Annotated in this window: 13 protein-coding genes; 3 read left to right on the top strand and 10 right to left on the bottom strand. The window is 61.4% G+C overall.

Annotation, left to right across the window (positions count from 1 at the left end; all coding sequences use genetic code 11):
• Positions 1 to 60 precede the first annotated feature (60 nt).
• From J7U39_RS21590 to J7U39_RS21575, 4 genes are all read right to left on the bottom strand, one after another.
• On the bottom strand, positions 61 to 1,512 hold the full coding sequence (locus tag J7U39_RS21590) for an NCS1 family nucleobase:cation symporter-1 (protein WP_210631824.1): 1,452 nt from the start codon (positions 1,510 to 1,512) through the stop codon (positions 61 to 63).
• Positions 1,513 to 1,746: 234 nt separating this feature from the next.
• The gene (locus tag J7U39_RS21585) at positions 1,747 to 4,818 is read right to left on the bottom strand and encodes an efflux RND transporter permease subunit (protein ID WP_210631823.1); all 3,072 of its coding nucleotides are present in this window, start codon (positions 4,816 to 4,818) and stop codon (positions 1,747 to 1,749) included.
• Positions 4,815 to 5,900, bottom strand: a complete 1,086-nt coding sequence (locus tag J7U39_RS21580; protein WP_210631822.1) for an efflux RND transporter periplasmic adaptor subunit — start codon at positions 5,898 to 5,900, stop codon at positions 4,815 to 4,817. The genes J7U39_RS21585 and J7U39_RS21580 overlap by 4 nt, the downstream gene beginning before the upstream one ends.
• Positions 5,897 to 6,970 (bottom strand): efflux RND transporter periplasmic adaptor subunit, encoded by a 1,074-nt coding sequence (locus J7U39_RS21575; protein ID WP_210631821.1) that lies wholly within the window; start codon positions 6,968 to 6,970, stop codon positions 5,897 to 5,899. The genes J7U39_RS21580 and J7U39_RS21575 overlap by 4 nt, the downstream gene beginning before the upstream one ends.
• A gap of 108 nt (positions 6,971 to 7,078) precedes the next feature.
• Here J7U39_RS21575 and J7U39_RS21570 point away from each other — a divergent pair, with 108 nt between their 5' ends.
• On the top strand, positions 7,079 to 7,711 hold the full coding sequence (locus J7U39_RS21570) for a TetR/AcrR family transcriptional regulator (RefSeq protein ID WP_210631820.1): 633 nt from the start codon (positions 7,079 to 7,081) through the stop codon (positions 7,709 to 7,711).
• A gap of 113 nt (positions 7,712 to 7,824) precedes the next feature.
• Positions 7,825 to 8,862, top strand: a complete 1,038-nt coding sequence (locus J7U39_RS21565; protein ID WP_210631819.1) for a LacI family DNA-binding transcriptional regulator — start codon at positions 7,825 to 7,827, stop codon at positions 8,860 to 8,862.
• A gap of 159 nt (positions 8,863 to 9,021) precedes the next feature.
• Here the strand turns inward: J7U39_RS21565 and J7U39_RS21560 are convergent, their stop codons facing one another.
• Positions 9,022 to 10,050 (bottom strand): helix-turn-helix domain-containing protein, encoded by a 1,029-nt coding sequence (locus J7U39_RS21560; protein WP_210632200.1) that lies wholly within the window; start codon positions 10,048 to 10,050, stop codon positions 9,022 to 9,024.
• Between the two features lie 168 nt (positions 10,051 to 10,218).
• Here J7U39_RS21560 and J7U39_RS21555 point away from each other — a divergent pair, with 168 nt between their 5' ends.
• Complete coding sequence (locus J7U39_RS21555) at positions 10,219 to 11,370, top strand: ROK family transcriptional regulator (protein ID WP_210631818.1); 1,152 nt, start codon at positions 10,219 to 10,221, stop codon at positions 11,368 to 11,370.
• Between the two features lie 137 nt (positions 11,371 to 11,507).
• Here J7U39_RS21555 and J7U39_RS21550 read toward each other — a convergent pair whose 3' ends face one another.
• The 5 genes from J7U39_RS21550 to J7U39_RS21530 are packed head-to-tail and all read right to left on the bottom strand — an operon-like array spanning position 11,508 to position 17,102.
• Positions 11,508 to 12,554 carry a carbohydrate ABC transporter permease gene (locus J7U39_RS21550; RefSeq protein WP_210631817.1) on the bottom strand — a complete coding sequence of 349 codons (1,047 nt, stop codon included), beginning with the start codon at positions 12,552 to 12,554 and terminating at the stop codon, positions 11,508 to 11,510.
• 1 nt (position 12,555) lies between these two features.
• Entirely contained in the window at positions 12,556 to 13,551 is a 996-nt protein-coding gene (locus J7U39_RS21545) for a sugar ABC transporter permease (RefSeq protein ID WP_210631816.1), read from the bottom strand.
• A 1-nt stretch (position 13,552) separates the two neighbouring features.
• Positions 13,553 to 14,659, bottom strand: coding sequence for a sn-glycerol-3-phosphate ABC transporter ATP-binding protein UgpC (gene ugpC, locus J7U39_RS21540; protein WP_210631815.1), 1,107 nt, complete (start codon positions 14,657 to 14,659; stop codon positions 13,553 to 13,555).
• On the bottom strand, positions 14,647 to 16,011 hold the full coding sequence (locus J7U39_RS21535; RefSeq protein ID WP_210631814.1) for a glycoside hydrolase family 28 protein: 1,365 nt from the start codon (positions 16,009 to 16,011) through the stop codon (positions 14,647 to 14,649). Before J7U39_RS21535 ends, ugpC begins: the two co-directional genes overlap by 13 nt.
• The gene (locus tag J7U39_RS21530) at positions 16,008 to 17,102 is read right to left on the bottom strand and encodes a glycoside hydrolase family 88 protein (RefSeq protein WP_210631813.1); all 1,095 of its coding nucleotides are present in this window, start codon (positions 17,100 to 17,102) and stop codon (positions 16,008 to 16,010) included. The genes J7U39_RS21535 and J7U39_RS21530 overlap by 4 nt, the downstream gene beginning before the upstream one ends.
• Positions 17,103 to 17,106: the final 4 nt, after the last annotated feature.

The raw sequence follows: 17,106 nt of genomic DNA, 5'->3' as shown, positions 1-17,106 counted from the left end.
CGGCAGATTTTCCAAACAGAACATGAAGGCGCCTGGCGATGGCCAGGCGCCTTTGTTTCGTCATGCGGCGAAGGCCGGATTGCGCCGTGCGCCCATCCTCAGCACGAAATAGATCGCTCCGCCGATGGCGACGCCGAAGAACCAGCCATAGGTGCCCCACCAGTCCGGCAGGATGGAGGTGAAGGTCGGCAGGATCGACGAGAACAGCGCACCGACCGCAAAGGCGATGAAGGCATTGCCGTGCCAGCCGTTCTGGAACCGGAACTCGCCATTCTCCTGGTAGAGAGCCTCGACGTTCAGCTGGCTCTTCCTGATGAGATAGTAGTCGACCATCATGATGCCGAAGATCGGCCCCATCGTCGAACCGATGAAGTTGACGAAATGCGCAGCACCCGTCTCCCAGGGAGCGAAGGGATAGAGCACGAGGGCGATCAGCGCGGCGATATATCCGCCGCGCTTGAAGTTGATCTGGCGCGGGAAGACATTGGCAAAGTCGAAGGCGGGCGAAACGAAGTTCGCCACGACGTTGATGCCGAGCGTTGCAATCGCGAATGTCAGCGCCGCAAGCAGCGCCAGGAACCAGCTGTCGAATTTCGCCGATATCATTTCCGGATGCAGCAGGACCTCACCGTATACGGTGAAGGCTGCCGTGGTCGTGACACCTGCGACGAGGCAGAATGCCAGCAGGTTGATCGGTAGGCCCCAGAGATTGCCCTTCCTGAGCGCCTTCTCGCTCGTCGCGTAACGCGAGAAATCGCAGAAGTTCAGATAGAGTGCCGCGAAATAGGTGATCCAGGTGGCGGCCACCGCGGCAAGCGCCGCAATCGAGCCCGGCTCGCCCGGCACGCCGGCATCCTTGGTTTTTTCGATCAGCACGTCGCGCGGGATTTCGGAACCGAACGAGAAGGTGCCTGATTTGACGACCAGATAGATGGCCAGGATCAGCATCATGATCCAGACGGCGGGACCTGCCCAATCCTGGAACTTGCGGACAGTTTCCATGCCGCGCTGAATGATCAGCAGCTGCAGCGCCCAGACGATGACGTAGCAGATGAGTTCGAGGGTCGAATGGCCGAGCATGTGGCTGTTCTGGTGGAAGGCGAGCAGGCTTTCGTTGCGGATCAGCAGGGCAACGATTGCGCCGGAGGCGGCGGCAGTCTGCGCGCCGTACCAGAAGCAGGCGACCACCGCCCGGACGAGTGCGGGAACATTGGCGCCGAAGGTGCCGAAGGAGGCGCGCGCCAGAACCGGAAAAGGGACACCGGTGCGCACGCCGGCATTTCCGACCAGGCTCATCAGGAAGAAGATGACGAGAGAGCCGATGCCGATGGCGATGACGAAATTCACGAAGCTGCCGCAGAGCAGAAACAGGCTCGCCGCTAGATAATAGCCCCACAGGCTGTGAACGTCCGATGTCCAGACGTTGAAGATGCTGAATGCACCCCACTTACGCTCCTCGGCGGGTGCAAGATCCTCGTTATATAACGAGGGAGACGGATTTCGTACGCTCATGAATGCCCTCCCATATCCCCTGAGGCCGACTCGGCCACAGACGGAAGTCTGCTCCTCATTTGGGCACCTGACAATTTAAGAGTCACATTGTACACAATCCTGATCGACCAGATGGACAGGCCATCAGCCTATTGCGGGCGAAGGACACGCCCGGCCAGGCCATGCTGTGCCCGAACAGGATGATGTGCTTCACCTTGCCGCGGCGGCCGTAGGCGATGGCCATCGAAGACCGCATCATGCCTCTGCCGTGGCTTCGGCCCGAGTACCCTCATCCCTTGGAATTCTGAACCATGCGACGTAGAGCGCCGGCAGGAACAGCAGGGTGAGGGCCGTGCCGATGACGATGCCGCCCATCATGGCGTAGGCCATCGGACCCCAGAAGATCTCGCGCGAGATCGGGATCAGCGCGAGGGTTGCCGCCGCCGCCGTCAGCATGATCGGCCGCATGCGGTGTTCGGTCGCCTCGATGACCGCCTGCCATGGCGTCACACCTTCGGCACGCAGATGCTCGATCTGCACCACGAGGATGACCGAGTTGCGGATCAGAATGCCGATCAGCGCCAGAATGCCGAGGATGGCGACGAAGCCCATGGGAGCATTGCTGAGCAAGAGCGCCGCCACCACGCCGATCAGGGCCGTCGGCGCGACCGCAAAGACCAGGAAGAGGCGGCTGAAGCTCTGCAGCTGGATCATCAGGATCGTCGCCATCGTAAACAGCATCAGCGGAGCCACGGCCGCAATCGGCCCTTGCGCCTCGGCGCTGGATTCGACGGCGCCGCCGATTTCCACCTTGTATCCGACAGGAAGGTTCTTCTGGAATTCCTCCACCTTCGGCTTCAGCTGATCGACAATCGTAGCCGGCTGTGTCGAACCGATGACGGCCGCCTTGAGCGTGATGGTGGGCTGCCTGTCGCGACGCCAGATCGTTGGCTGCTCAAGTTCGAAGCGGAAATTCGCCACGGCCGAGAGCGGCACGACCTTGCCATTGGAGGTCGAGAGCTGCAGATTCTCAAGCGTCTGGACGGAATCGCGCTCGGACGCCCTGGCCCGGCCGATGACATTGACCAGGTAGATATCGTCGCGGATCTGCGTCGCGGTCGAACCTTCGACAATGCCGTTGAGGGCGGTCGCGATGTCCTCGGAAGAGACGCCGAGCTGGCGCGCCTTGTCCTGCAGCACATCGACCTTCACCACCCGCGAAGGCTCGTTCCAGTCCAGCACCATGTTCGACAGCAGCGGATGAGTACCGACAACGCCTGCAAACTGCTGGGAGATATCACGTACCTTTTGGATATCCGGGCCGCTGATCCGGTACTGGACCGGTTTGCCCACCGGCGGGCCGATATCGAGAAGCTTCACGAAGGCGTCTGTGCCGGGGAAGGTCTTCGTCAGATAATCCTGCAGTTCCGCCCGCACCTTGTCGCGCACGTCGAGGCCTTTGGTGACGATGATGGTCTGTCCGAAGGTGACATCGGGCGTTTGCACGTCAAAGGACAGGATGAAGCGCGGCGCGCCCTGGCCGACATAGGTTGTCCAATGATCGATATCCTTGTTATCGGCCAGCATCTCCTTTTCGAACTTGGCCATCTGCCTGTTTGTCTCGGCGATCGAGCTGTTGTGGGGCAGGTTCCAGTCGATGACGAGCTCTGTTCTGTCCGAGTTCGGGAAGAACTGCTGCTGCACCAGCCCCATGCCCCCGACCGAAAGGGCGAAGACGACGACCGTCAGCACGATGGTGACCCAACGCCAGCGCATCGCCAGCCCCAAAAGCCAGGAGAACACGGCGGCGAAACGACCCTTCTTCTCGTGATGCGACTTCATCGTCTTCGGCAGGATCGTGACGCCGAGAAGCGGCGTGAACAGCACGGCGACGATCCAGGACACCACAAGCGAAACCGCGATGACGACGAAAAGCGTGAAGGTGAATTCGCCGGCCGCACTGCTGTTGAGACCGACCGGGATGAAGCCGGCGACGGTGACAAGTGTTCCAGTCAGCATCGGAAAGGCCGTCGACGTATAGACGTGGGTGGCGGCTTTCCTCAGATCGTCACCTGCCTCCAGGCGAGCCACCATCATCTCGACGGCGATCATGGCGTCGTCGACGAGCAGCCCGAGCGCAATGATGAGCGCACCGAGCGAGATGCGCTGAAGCGAAATGCCGGAGTATTCCATCACCACAAACGTGATTGCCAGCACGAGAGGAATGGAGATCGCCACCACCATGCCGGCGCGCAGGCCGAGGCTGATGAAGCTGATGACGAGGACGATGACGATCGCTTCGAAGAGCGCGCGGGTAAAGCCGGAGACAGCCTCGTCGACGACGTGCGGCTGATCGGAGACGCGGTGGACGTCCACCCCGATCGGAAGATCGGCGACGACCTGTTTCATCCGCGCGTCGAGCGCCTCGCCGAACTCCAGCAGATTGGCGCCCTGCTTCATGCCGATGGCTAGTCCGATCGCCGGCTCGCCGTTGAAGCGGAACAAAGCCGAGGGTGGATCGACATAACCGCGCTTGATGGTGGCGACATCGGTCAGCGGGAAGAAGCGGTCGTTGATGCGAAGGTTGATCGAGCGCAGGCTTTCCTCGGAGGTGAACTGTCCGCTCACCCGCAATGCGATGCGCTCCGGACCGGCATCGACGAAGCCGGATTGGGTGACGGCGTTCTGGGCCTGCAACGTCTGGATAACAGACTGCTGGTCGATGCCGAGCGCTGCGATCTGGCGCGTGGAGAATTCAAGATAGATCGCCTCGTCCTGGGCGCCGATCACGTCGACCTTGCCGACATTGGGTACCGTGAGAACTTCGGAGCGCGCATTTTCCACGAGATCGCGAAGCTGGCGCTGGGTCAGCCCGTCACTGGTGAACGCGTAGATGTTGCCGAACACGTCGCCGAAGCGGTCATTGAAGAAGGGACCAACGACCCCGCTCGGGAAATCTCCCTTGATGTCGGCGATCATGTTGCGGATGCGCAGCCAGGTCGGCGCGACATCCTTAGCCTTTGTCGTCGGCAGCAATTCGACGAAGACGGTGGTCTGACCGGCAACAGTCTGGCTTTTGGTGTAGTCGAGCGATTCCAGTTCCTGGAGCTTCTTCTCGATCCTGTCGGTCACCTGCCGCGTCACCTCTTGGGCGGATGCGCCGGGCCACTGGGCGGTGATCACCATCGTCTTGATGGTAAAGTTCGGATCTTCCTCGCGGCCGAGGTTCAGGTAGGAGAATGCGCCTGCGAGAATGAAGACAATCATGAAGTACCAGACGAGCGAACGGTGCTCGAGCGCCCAGTCGGAAAGATTGAAGGACTTCACTGGCTGATCTCCTGGTCGATGCTGATGGCTTGGCCATCTTGAAGTTTATGCACGCCGGCAACGACCACCCGCTCTCCGGGAGCGAGTCCTTCGGTGACGCGAACGGTGCCGCCGTCGGTTAACTTGCCGTCGATCGTGACGCGCCGTAGCGTCACCTTCTTGCCGGCTACGTCGACGATCCAGACACTGGCGCCGTCGGCACCGGCAAGGATCGCCGAGGACGGCAGCATGATCTCGGGATCGGCAACGATGGTTGCGGAAGCCGTGATGACCGCGCCGAGCCTGAAGGCTTCAGGCGGATCGGCGAGCGCGATCTTGGTCCGACTCGTTCGGGTGGCGGTCTCCGCCTCCGGCGCGATTTCGCGCACGACGCCCCTCGTGCGGATCGAAGGCTCGAGCTGCAGCGTCACCTCAAACGGCGCGCCGATCTCCAGTTTCTGCGCAGCGGCCTGGGGCACGTCGACGACGGCGTCTCGCTTGTCCGGCCGGGCGATGGTCACGACCGTCTGGCCGGCCGACACGACCTGGCCGACCTCAGCCGAAGTCGCCGTGACGACCCCATCGAATTCAGCCTGAAGCTGCGCATAGCCGAGCTGCTCCTTGGCCTTGTCGAGGTTGGCCTGCGCCTTGGCGACCGCGGCCGTGGCCGTCCGTCTCGCCTGCTCGGCTTCTTCGAGCGAGGCTTCCGTGCCGGAGCGCGATTCAACAAGCGCGCGCTGGCGCTGCTCCGTGGTCACGGCGTTTCGGAGCTGAGCGTCGCTGTTCTCTACATCGGACTGGGCGCTGCGCACGGCAAGCTCCAGCGCCAGCGGATCGATGGCGGCAACCACGTCACCCTTCTTGACGACATCACCGACATTGACGTTGCGGGCGATCATCCGCCCGAGGATCCGGAAGCCTAGATCGGTTTCTATGGTCGGCTGGATCGTGCCGGTCAGGCCGAGGCTTGTGGCGGGCGTCTGCCTGACCGTCATTGACAGCACGGGACGGGGCGCTTCCTGCCTGCTTTCCTCCTGCTTCGTGCAGGAGGAGATCAGGGCCGCACCCATCAACAGGGCGATTATCTTGGGACGAATACTCACTTGGATGCTTCCTTGACATAAGACACGGTTTCACCGGGCCTGAGGAATTTGGTCCCGTCGGTCACCACGACATCTCCCGCCGACACGCCCGACTTGACGACGAAGCTGCCGGTCTCGTAACGGGCGACCTCGATCGCTCTCACCGCAACCGCAGAGGATGCAGGATCGACGATCCAGACGGCCGGTTTGCCGTCCTTTGAGGTCATTGCCGACCAGGGCAGCTGGATCACGTCCTGCGGGACGTAGTTGAATTTTCCGACGACGGGAGCGCCGAGAGGAATGGGAGCATCGCTCGATATCGCGACCTTGACCCTGATGGTGCCGGTGGAAGAATCGATCGTCGGCGATATCTCGCGCACCTTCGCCGTGATCTTCTGCGAGGGGTTCGCAAGCAGGTTCACGGTGCCGTCGCCGTCGATCGGGCGCAGGAACGCACTCTCGACCACTTCGAAGACGGCGTCCCTGTCGCCGTCATGGGCAAGGGTGAAGACAACCTGGGCGGCCTGCGCCACCTGCCCGACCTCGGCATTGCGGGCGGTGATCACGCCATCGGCATCGGCTTTCAGCTCCGTATAGGACAGGGTGTCCTGCGCGGTCTCGAAGAGCGCCTGCGCCGACTTCGTCGAGGCCTGCGCGGTCAGAAGCGCCTCCTGTGCCTGGTCGAGTGCGGCGCGCGTCGTCACCTGCGTCCGAAACAGGCTCTGCTGACGGTCGAAGGCGAGCTGTGCCTGGGTCTGCTGGGCTTCAGCCGACTGAAGATTGGCCGCGGCCACATCGAGATCGGCCTTCTGCTCTTCGGGATCGATGCGCGCCAGTACCTGCCCCGCCTTCACTGACTGACCGACTTCGACCAGCCGTTCGATGATCTTGCCGCTGACCCGGAAGGACAGATCGGTCTGGACCCGGGCGCGCACCTCTCCCGTCAGCGCACCGCCATCACTCAGCGGCTCAGACTTGGCCACGACGACGCCGACCTGCCGCGCGCCGGGTTCTTTCGGCCCGTCCGATTCGCTGCAGGAGACGAGACCGATCGTGCATACGATCGCTGTGGCGAACAGAATGGTTCTCATAGTTGACCTCTTGCTCTCAACGGCAGCTGCTATATAATTGACTGACGGATTAGTCAATGAAACTTTTGCACAGGACCGATAGCGCAAGACAAGGGAGGCGAGGCACGAATGACAGCTCAGAAGAAACTCACACGCGCGGAACAGAAGGCGCTGCGACCCATCCAGATCCTGGATGCCGCATTCGAGGAATTCGTCAGAAACGGGTTCACGGGCGCCCGCGTCGACGACATCGCAGACAGGGTCGGCGTCACCAAAGGCACGGTCTACGTTTACTTCGAGACGAAGGAAAAGCTCTTCGAAGCCATGATCAGTCACTTCTCCGTCCCCTTTCAGGAACTGCTTGAAATCACCGCTGGCCTCAGCGGCAGCGCCACCGACAGGCTGATGTCCATTCTCGGTCTGCTTTACGACCAAATCGCGGAGGATCGTACAACCCGCGAATTGACGCGTCTGGTCATTTCGGAAGGACAGCGCTTCCCCGACCTGATCGATCGCCACCACGATGAATTCATCGCGCCGATTATCGCAAGGATCGACGCTCTCATCCTGGAAGGTGTTGCGTTGGGGGAATTTCGCGAAATTCCTGTCGAATTTTCCGACATCGTGGTTGCGCCGATTCTGACGACGACGGTTCTGCGGCTGATATTCGATGATCGCCGGGTGCCGACGCCCGACAAGGACGCCTTCATGCGCGCCTATTTCGACCTGCTGTTCAACGGGCTGCTTGCCGAACGTCGCTGATTGCGAATGACGAAAATATCGGCGCAAGCACATAGCTTTTTTAAAGTCCTTTATGTGAAAACATCAAGTTAGCTTATGCTTCGAAGGTACGATCTGAATTCGCGGCGGAAAAAGTGGAACGTAAAGTCAATCTCAAAGATGTCGCACGCGATGCCGACGTGTCGCTGAGCACGGCCTCGCACGCCCTGAACGGAACTGCGCCGCTCACGATCGAGGTGCGGGAAAGAGTGCTGGATTCGGCAAAACGGCTCGGTTATCTCGATCGCCGCAGAAAAAAGGCGACGATTGCCGCCTTGCACGTTCTGCTTCTCGCCATTCCTGTCGATGCCGCCCCGGAGAGCGACCTCAATCTGGTGAGCTGGACGATTCTCAACGGTCTTCGCAGGGAATGCGAGCGTCGAGGCATCCGGATCGTACCCTATGTCAGCAGCGGCCGGCGCATCGACGGCGCCGAAGTCAGGCAGATTGCGATAGCAGAACGCGCTGACGGTATCGTGGTGCTGAACGACGATCAGCCCGAACTCATCCGCAGCCTCGCCTCGGCTGACATGCCCGTCGTCATCGTCAACGGCGAGGATCCCGCCATGCTGGTCGATACGGTGACGCCAGAAAACCGCTTCGGCGCACGGCTCGGCATCGAGCACCTCCTGGCGCTCGGCCACCGCCGGATCCTGCATCTGACCTGGAAGGGCCGAACGACCATCCAGCGCCGGTATGACGGTTTTTCCGATGCTTATTTGGCCGCACAGCTTCCGGTGCCGAAGGACATGATCATCGAAGCCGAGGGATATGAGCCCCGGCATGGCGAAGCGGCCGTCAACGCGCTGCTCGATCGCGACGCCGCGCTGAAAGGCGCAACCGCCGTCTTCTGCGCGGCCGACAATCTGGCGCTCGGCTGCCTGAAGGCATTGGCCGATCGCGACATACGCGTGCCCGACGCGATATCTGTGCTCGGCTTCGACGACATCGTTCCCGGCGAGTTCAGCCGCCCGCCGCTCTCCACCGTGAGCGTGCCGACCGACCGTCTCGGGGCGGCAGCGCTCGCGCTCATCGAACAGCGGCTGATCGCCAATGATCCGCAACGGCCGGCCCATCGCCTGGAGCTCGGCTGCCATCTCGTCCTGCGCGGCAGCATCGCGCCGCCTCCGTGATCCCAGCCGTCGGAGAATGCAGAAGGCGCGACCTCTCAGCAATGCATCGAGCTCCGCCGCGTCGAGAAGAAACATCACGCCATAGGGACTGCCCGGGAGACCGGGGATTCATGTATGTGCCGGCTCCATCATCTCACCTGGGAGAATGTAGAAACTCATTCACCGCAATCGCTCAGCCCGTAACCGCGTATCCCTCGGACTTTCACCAAAAGTGCTGCGGTAGATGATGGAGAACCTGCCGGCATGCGCAAAACCCCAGATCGCGCAGATTTCGCGGACAGATTGCTGGTTTGTCGGATCCCGCAGCTGCTCGCGGGCCGCCTGCAGCCGGATCGTGCGGAGGTAGCCGGCCGGTGAGGTTCCCCTGAAGGCCTTGAAGCCCGTTTGCAGCGCCCGTAGCGAAACGCCGACGCCATCGGCAACCATCGTCATGGTGATAGGTTCCGCGATATTGGCATGCATGTAGTCGATAGCGCGTCGGACATGCCAAGGTGCAATCAACGGTACTTTCTTTTTTTCCAGATGATCGGAAAACCGATGCCGGCCAAATCGGATCACGAGGTGAGCAAGAGTTTCGCTCATCGCGGCTGCGGCAAGAGGCGAGGATAGCAACGGACCGGCGCCGCGCATGCCCTGCACGATCGTCTGGAGCAGATTGCCGATCAGTTGGCCTGACTGCGTCGCGCGATCGAGAATCGGGTCGAGATCGAACGACTCCGAGAGGGGCTTTTCCACCAGCGAGGCGAGGACCCTTTTCACAACCTTCCAGTCCAGAAAAAGGGCGTCCGAGCGGTGCGGTCCTCCCTGGACCACACGATCGCCGACTTCGTGATTGTTGGCCATGAGAAAGTAACCGGCGCCGCTTTCGACCGTTCTCTTTCCTATCGACAGTCGAAAAGAGCCTGTGTGGGGCATGAAAAACGCGAGATGCTGCGGAGAGTCATCAAGCGTCCGGATCGTCCAGGAACTCTGATAGACCGAATGAAGCACCGTGAGCGCCTCGGTCCTTCTCAGATCCGCGGCCCAGGCGAATTTTCGGTCATCCTTCAACGGCTGTGCGCCGAAAACGCCGTAACCAGCCGTAAAGGCCTGAACCATTGATTCGAAGCTGGTGCCTCCATGCGTGGGCTCGAATCCATAACCACGATGCTCGGCAATTGCCATTTTCTCCCGTGTTAACGCATCCATGCCGCTCGGTTCTTTTCTTCTGCCGCCTGACATCATCGCGACTGGTCTGGCCAATCTTGATGGGTTAAGCAGGACCGGCAAAACCACGGATGATTTCGTTGCCCCGCAGAAGCAAAGCGTCCCCTCCACCTGCTTCACACTTACAGTGTAAATCAATATGTTTGGAAAATGAAGTACGCTCCGCTGGACCACGTTGCCCCACATTTCCTGCGAGACACAGAGCCCGCGAGAGTGGCCTCCCGTAACGAACGGGACCTTTTGCGGTTGATCTGGAAGTCGCCCGGCATCGAGCGCTCCAGCCTGACCGACCCACTCGATCTCACTCAGCAATCGCTGCACAGAATCGTCGGCCGGCTTCATGATCGGGGAATGGTCGTCTTTTCCCAATCGGAAAACCGGCGCGCCGGTCCACCAAGTCCGGAGCTGACACTGCGAAGGGAGTGGTGTCTGACGCTCGGCATCTCCATCAACGTCGGAACGATTGGCCTTTGCCTCATGGGTTTCGGCGAACCGTTGGACAATATGGAAATTCCCCAGGCCGGCTCGTCGCTATCCCTGGAAATGGAGCGGATCGAAGCAGCCGTCGAACAGATCCTCGCCCGGCGCGGCGCCAAGCGGCGCGACATCCTCGGCGTCGGCCTTGCAGTCTCCGGCCATCGCATGCTGGATACGGCTTTCAATTGTCCCCTGCCGCTGGCCCATTGGTCGCTGATCGACCTGGCGCCATTGCTTGGGGAGCGGCTTGGCCTGCCGGTCTGGGCGGACAATGTCGCCAGGACTGCGGCCTTGGCGGAAGCAATTTTCGGCGTCGGGCGTGACGTTGCCGATTTTGCCTATATCGCCCACCTTCATGGCTATGGCGGCGGCCTTGTCTCCGGCGGCATGCCGTTTCGCGGCAGTTTCGGAAATGCCGGCGAAATCTCCGTTCTTTTCGGGCGTCAGGACTACGATGATCGCCCCGCTCTCAACCAGCTGCTCGAGCATCTTCGCGGCAAGGGGCGCAGCGGCCTGACCCTGAGGGATCTGAAGGACGAAAATATGGTGGAGTGGGATGGTGTCGAGGAATGGATCGACCGCGTCACTCCGGCCCACAATCGTGCCATCAACGCGATCTGCGCGATCTTCGACCCGGCATTGATCGTGCTTGGCGGCGAGCTTCCACATTCGCTTGCGAGAATGTTGATCAAACGCACCGAATTCAACAATCTGCCTCGGCATGGCGCCTTGCGCGACATCCCGCAGCTCGCAGTGGCCCAGATCATCGATGCCCCCGGCGCGATCGGCGCAGCATTGATCCCGCTATTCGAAACCGTGTTGTGATGGCCTCTGCCAGTTAATCCTGCACGGCTCCGATCCAAATAGGACTGAAGCTGGCGCGACGAAATCGGAAAGGCAGACTTAAATCCTTGGAGGTTTCCTCGCCTCGACCCCAATCGGTGCCGCGCGCCAGGATTCGTTCACTTCATTCCCGTACCGGCAATGCCTGTGGTGATGTATTTCTGCAGGAACAGGAAGACGACGGTGACCGGCAACAAGCTGAGGAACGTCATCGCCAGGATATAGTGCCACTGCACCGAGAACTCTCCCTGGAAGGCGTTGAGCCCGACCTGCAGGGTGAAATTCTCGCGGCTGTTGAGGACGATGAGCGGCCAGAGGAAATCGTTCCAACGCCAGAGCACGGAAAAGATCGCCAGCACGGCAAGCGCCGGCGCCGTCAGCGGCAGGATGATCCGCCAGAAGATGCAGAATTCGCTCGCCGCATCGACGCGTGCCGCCTCGATCAGTTCGTCCGGTATGGTCAGCATATATTGCCGCAGCAGGAAAACGGCCGTCGGCGAGGCGACGGTCGGCAGGATGACACCCCAGAGATTGTCGGCGAGCCCGACCCCGACAATGACGAGATAGGCCGGGACCATGACGACGGCGAGCGGGATCATCAGCGTCGAGATGATGATGACGAACACAGTCGTGTCACCGCGAAATTTGTATTTCGACAGCGCAAAGGCAGCCATGGCGTTGACAACAAGCGTCAGCAGCGTCGCAACCACGGTGACGAAGACCGAATTTTTCAGGAAGGTCAGGAAGTTGAAGCGCGTCAACGGATCGGTGTAGTTCTCGGTGGCAACGGTCAGATGCTGCACCGGCGTGATTCCCTTGACATCGACACCGATCGGTTGCCCCGGATTTGCAGGATCGACCATCTGCGCCTTGAGACCGATGCGCCGCACCATGGCCATTTCACGCTGCTGGCCATCAATCGTTACGTTCCAAAGGCTGAGAGGCTTGTCGAATCCGGGCACGGTCTGCTCCACGGCCGCCCGCGGAAGCAGCGACGGCGGAAAGCGGGTGATCTCGGCCGCCGGCTTCAGCGAGGAGAGGCCTGCCCAGACGACGGGAATGAGCACGGCGAGCGTTCCGCCGATCAGCCAGACCCATGACAAGATATCGGTGATATCGATGCGTCCGGCCCGGCGTGTGCGTGAGAGAAAACTGATCGGGTTCATCTCAGGACTCCATCCGCTTGCCGAGGCGCAGCTGTATGAGGGTGAGAACCAGAAGCACCAGCCCCATGAGAACCGAGGCGGCGGAGGCAAGCCCGAAGAGACGAAGATCGCTGCCGAAGGCCATCTGGTAGATATATTGGACGATGAAGCTGTTGGCCGTGCCCGGGCCGCCGCCATTGGTCAGAACCCAGGCTTCGTCAAAGATCTGCACCGACTTGATCATCAGAAGGATGAATACGACCAGCAGGTTCGGGGCAAGAAGTGGAAGCGTGATCCTGAACAGCGTGCGGCGCGGTGAAGCGGCATCGATGGACGCGGCTTCATAGAGATCTTTCGGGATCGCCTGGAGGCCGGCGAGCAGGATCAACGTGTAAAAGCCCATATGGAACCAGACCGACACGACCACGACAAAAAAGCGCGACCAGCCAACGTCGAGCAGGAAGATCTCGGGCGGAACACCAAGCATCTGAAAGAAGGCGTTCAGCAGGCCGTTGCGATCGAGGAACCACTTCCAGATCAGGCCGATGACGACGGGAGACAGCAGAACCGGATAGAAGAACATCGCTCGGAAGAAGCCACGCGCCAAGATCGCCCGATTGAGGATCAGCGCCGTGATCAACGCCACCAGCAATGTGGCGATGACGTTGAAGGCCACGAACCAAAGCGTGTTCCACACCGCCGTCCAGAACAGCGATTCCTGGCAGGTTCCGGGCTGCAGATAATTGCCGCAGGAAAGCAGGGTGCGGAAGTTGTCGAGACCGACGAACGGCCGGTCGGAGACGAAGAGATTGGTGCCGCCCGTGAAGGCGTAGCCAACGGCGATGGCGATGGGAAGGAAGGTGAAGATGGCGAACAGGATGAGGTTCGGCGCCAGGAACAGCCATGGCATCCGCTTGCGGCCGAACAGACGCTCGATCGCATTCATCGGCGCCTCGACCACCCTCATCGCCGTTTCGCCTGTCTGAGACAGCAACGTACCGGCCGTGAGCTCTGCCATATCAGCGCCTCCTCTGCCCGGACCGTCTGCCAAAGGCCAGGCCGCTTTCGGGATCGAACAGATGAACGCGGGCCGGATCGGCATCGATCATGATCCGGTCGCCGGAAACCGGCGCGAAATGGCCGGCTTCATGGATGATGATCTGATCGTCTTGCCCGGCGAGATTTCCATAGACATAGGTCTCGGTCCCGAGCCCTTCGTGATACTGCACGACGAATGGCAGGCCGCGCTCGCTGGAGCGGGTGAAATGCGCTGGCCGGATACCGGCAACAACCGACCGACCGACCGCAATGCCGGCTGGATCGACACTGCTGACGATTGTGCCGCCGTTGCCGACATCGACGACGACGCCGCTTTCGCCGACGCCCGAGACCTTGCCCTTGATGATGTTCATGCGCGGCGAACCGAGGAAGCCGGCGACGAAGAGATTGCGCGGATGATCGAAGAGCTCCAGCGGTGCGCCGACCTGCTCGATCCGACCGGCGCGTAAAACGACAATCTTGTCGGCCATGGTCATCGCCTCGACCTGATCGTGGGTAACGTAGATCATCGTCGTCTTGATGTCGCGGTGGAGCTTGGTGATCTCGGCCCGGGTCTGGACACGCAGCGCCGCGTCGAGGTTCGACAGTGGCTCGTCGAAGAGGAAGATGTCGGGCTCGCGCACGATCGCCCGGCCGATCGCCACGCGCTGGCGCTGGCCGCCCGAAAGCTGCTTCGGACGTCGGTCGAGATACGGTTCGATCGCCAGCATCCTGGCCGCCTCGGCAATGCGCGCCTCGATTTCGGCACGTTTGAACTTCAAATTTTCCAGGCCGAAAGCAAGATTCTTGCGTACGCTCATATGCGGATAGAGCGCATAGGACTGGAAGACCATCGCGATCTTGCGCTCGGCCGGCGACAGCGCGCTGACGTCGCGTCCACCGATCGCGATTGCGCCCGAAGTCACCTCCTCAAGGCCCGCGATGATGCGCAAAAGGGTTGACTTGCCGCACCCCGACGGACCGACGAAGACGACGAACTCGCCGTCCTTGATGTCGAGTTCGACGTCATGCAGGATTTTGACGGCGCCATACGACTTGTTGACGGTGGAAAGTTTCAGTTCTGCCATGCCCCACTCCCATCAGATGCCGCCGTTTCCATGACGACGTCGATTGCGTTCCAGCCTTGCGGCAGCGGTGCAGGCCTCGTAATCCGCACCTCGTTCATCAATATCCCGGCGACATCGGCCACGTAGACGGCCGGCATTCCGCCGGGATACTCCTGCAGGCCGATCACCCGTCCGTCCGAACCTCGGGTCCAGGCATTGGCACGCCCGCCGCCACCCGTCTTCGGCGCGAGGTCGGCATTCGTCGGGCGCAGATCGTAGGTCCGCCCGGTGCCAAGCTGCCCCGGCTGCTGATCGACGGTGATACGGGCCAGCGACACGTTCCGGATGCCTGACGGCACCGCCGCAATGATGGTGATCGCGCCTTCCATCCGCCCGGTCACATCCTCGACGATCAGATTTTCGATGGCGCCCGCAGGGCGTTCGGCGATGCGATCGACGACATTGACGGTCAGCGCCTCCCCCGAACCCCAGAAACCATCCGGCGTTTCGCGGCACTCTACCGAAATTCTGGAAAACCTCACATTCGAGATCCGGCCGCCGTCGCGCGAGAATATGCCGAGCGCCCGGCTGGAAGCCGAGACGCTGCAATCCTCGAACAGGACATTGCTGACGTCGCCATGTGTTTCCGTGCCGATCTTCAGCGCGCAGCTTAGGCTCTGAACGGAGCAGCGGCGCACGAGAATGTTCTCGCACCGGCCGATGGCGACGCCTTGAGGACCGATGCTGGTTTTCAGGCAGATGCCGTCGTCGGCGGTCGAGATGTTGCAATCCTCGATGACGGCGCCGCGGCAGGCATCGAGCACGATGCCATCCGTATTGGGAAGGCGGCGGTCGTTCTCGATGGTGACGTCGCGGACGACGACATCGGTGCAGTCGACGAAATGCAGTGTCCACATCGGCGAGCGGCTGACATGAATGGAACTGATCTCCACGTCGTCGCAGCCTTCGAAGACGACGACGCGGGGGCGGAATTCGGCGGGGATGAAGGTTCCCACAGTCTCATCGTCGCCAATGATGAAGCTCTCGCAGCCGGCTTCGATGCGCCCTTTCCCCGTCAGGCTGATCCGCTGCGCATCCTTGGCGACGATCATGCCGCGATCCGATTTCTCGGCGATCACCGAAACCGTCGTATGCGCGTACGCGGCATAATCGGGAACCGGACGCAGGATCGCCCCGGCGGCAAGATGCAGATCGACGCCGGAGCGCAGCCGGAGCCCCCGGCAGAGGTGGATGCCCGCCAGGAGTTCCAGGCGTCCGCCGCCGGACGCCGAAAGACGGTCGATCTCCGCTTGCAGACCGTCGGTATTGTCGCCGTCGAGCGCCTCGATCGCGACGAGGGAGGTGGCGCTCATTGGCGGCGGCCGCCTTCGATCAGGACTTCGGTCAGCAGCAGCATGGTCAGCGCCTGGCCGTAAGGCGTCGGCAGGTTCGGGATGCGCCGGTAGAAATCGAGGTCATGGCCCATCGGCGTGCCATCGGAAACGCCGTGGACGACGCCCTCGTCGTCGATCTGCGCCATCACGGCCTTGAGCGCGCGCTCCGCATGAACCCTGTCGCTCTCGTCGAGAATGCCGGCATCGATGGCGCGCAATATGCCATAGGCGATGCCTGCCGTGGCCGAGGTTTCGATCGGCGAGGACGGATCATCCAGAAGCGTCGTGAACATGCCGTCCGGCCGCTGATAGACTTTCAGGGAGCGCACTTGGCTGACGAGGACGTTCGAGAGGTAACGCCGATCCTTCTCGCCGAGCGTCGGCACGAGATCGAAGAGCTCGGGAATGGCAACAGTGATCCAGGCGTTGCCGCGCGCCCAGAAGGCACTGGCGAAGTTGTGCCGGCCGTTGAAGGTCCAGCCGTGATACCAGAGCCCGGTCACGGGATCGGAGAGATAGCGGGTGTGGATGACGAACTGATAGACGGCCTCGTCGACCCAGTCGTTGCGCTCGCAGAGCACGCCGGCGCGCGCGAGGAAGAGGCAGGCCATGAACAGCGTGTCGTCCCACAATTCGCCGTCGTTGAGGCGTTCCTTGACGACGTGCTGGAAGCCGCCCTCCTCGGTCTTCGGCAATTCCATGATCAGCCAGTCGGCCCAGTCCTCGACGAGGGCGCGGAAATCGGGGCGGTCGACATGCTCAACGAGGATTGCGAGCGGCAGCATCGGCGCCGTGCTGTTGATCTGGCGCGGCGGAAGGCCCCGTTCGATCTGTGCGCTGTACCAGGCGACGAGCTCCTCCAGCGCCTTATGGTCATTGGCGGAAATCGCGCGGCGCAGAAATCCATAAAGGCCAACGCCGACTTCCCAATCCCATTCGTCGAACTGGATGCCGGAGGCGGCATCGTCCGTCACGAGACCTTCCTTGATGCCCCGGAGCCGGCTGAAAGCCGTCGCCACGCGATCGATCGTCGTCAGGAGGGCGGCGTTGTCGACAGATGCTGTGTTCATGCTG

This window comes from Rhizobium sp. NLR16a, assembly GCF_017948245.1.
Classification (GTDB): domain Bacteria; phylum Pseudomonadota; class Alphaproteobacteria; order Rhizobiales; family Rhizobiaceae; genus Rhizobium.
The sequence above is the reverse complement of the archived record's forward strand: the minus strand, read 5'-3'. Positions and strand labels throughout refer to the sequence as shown.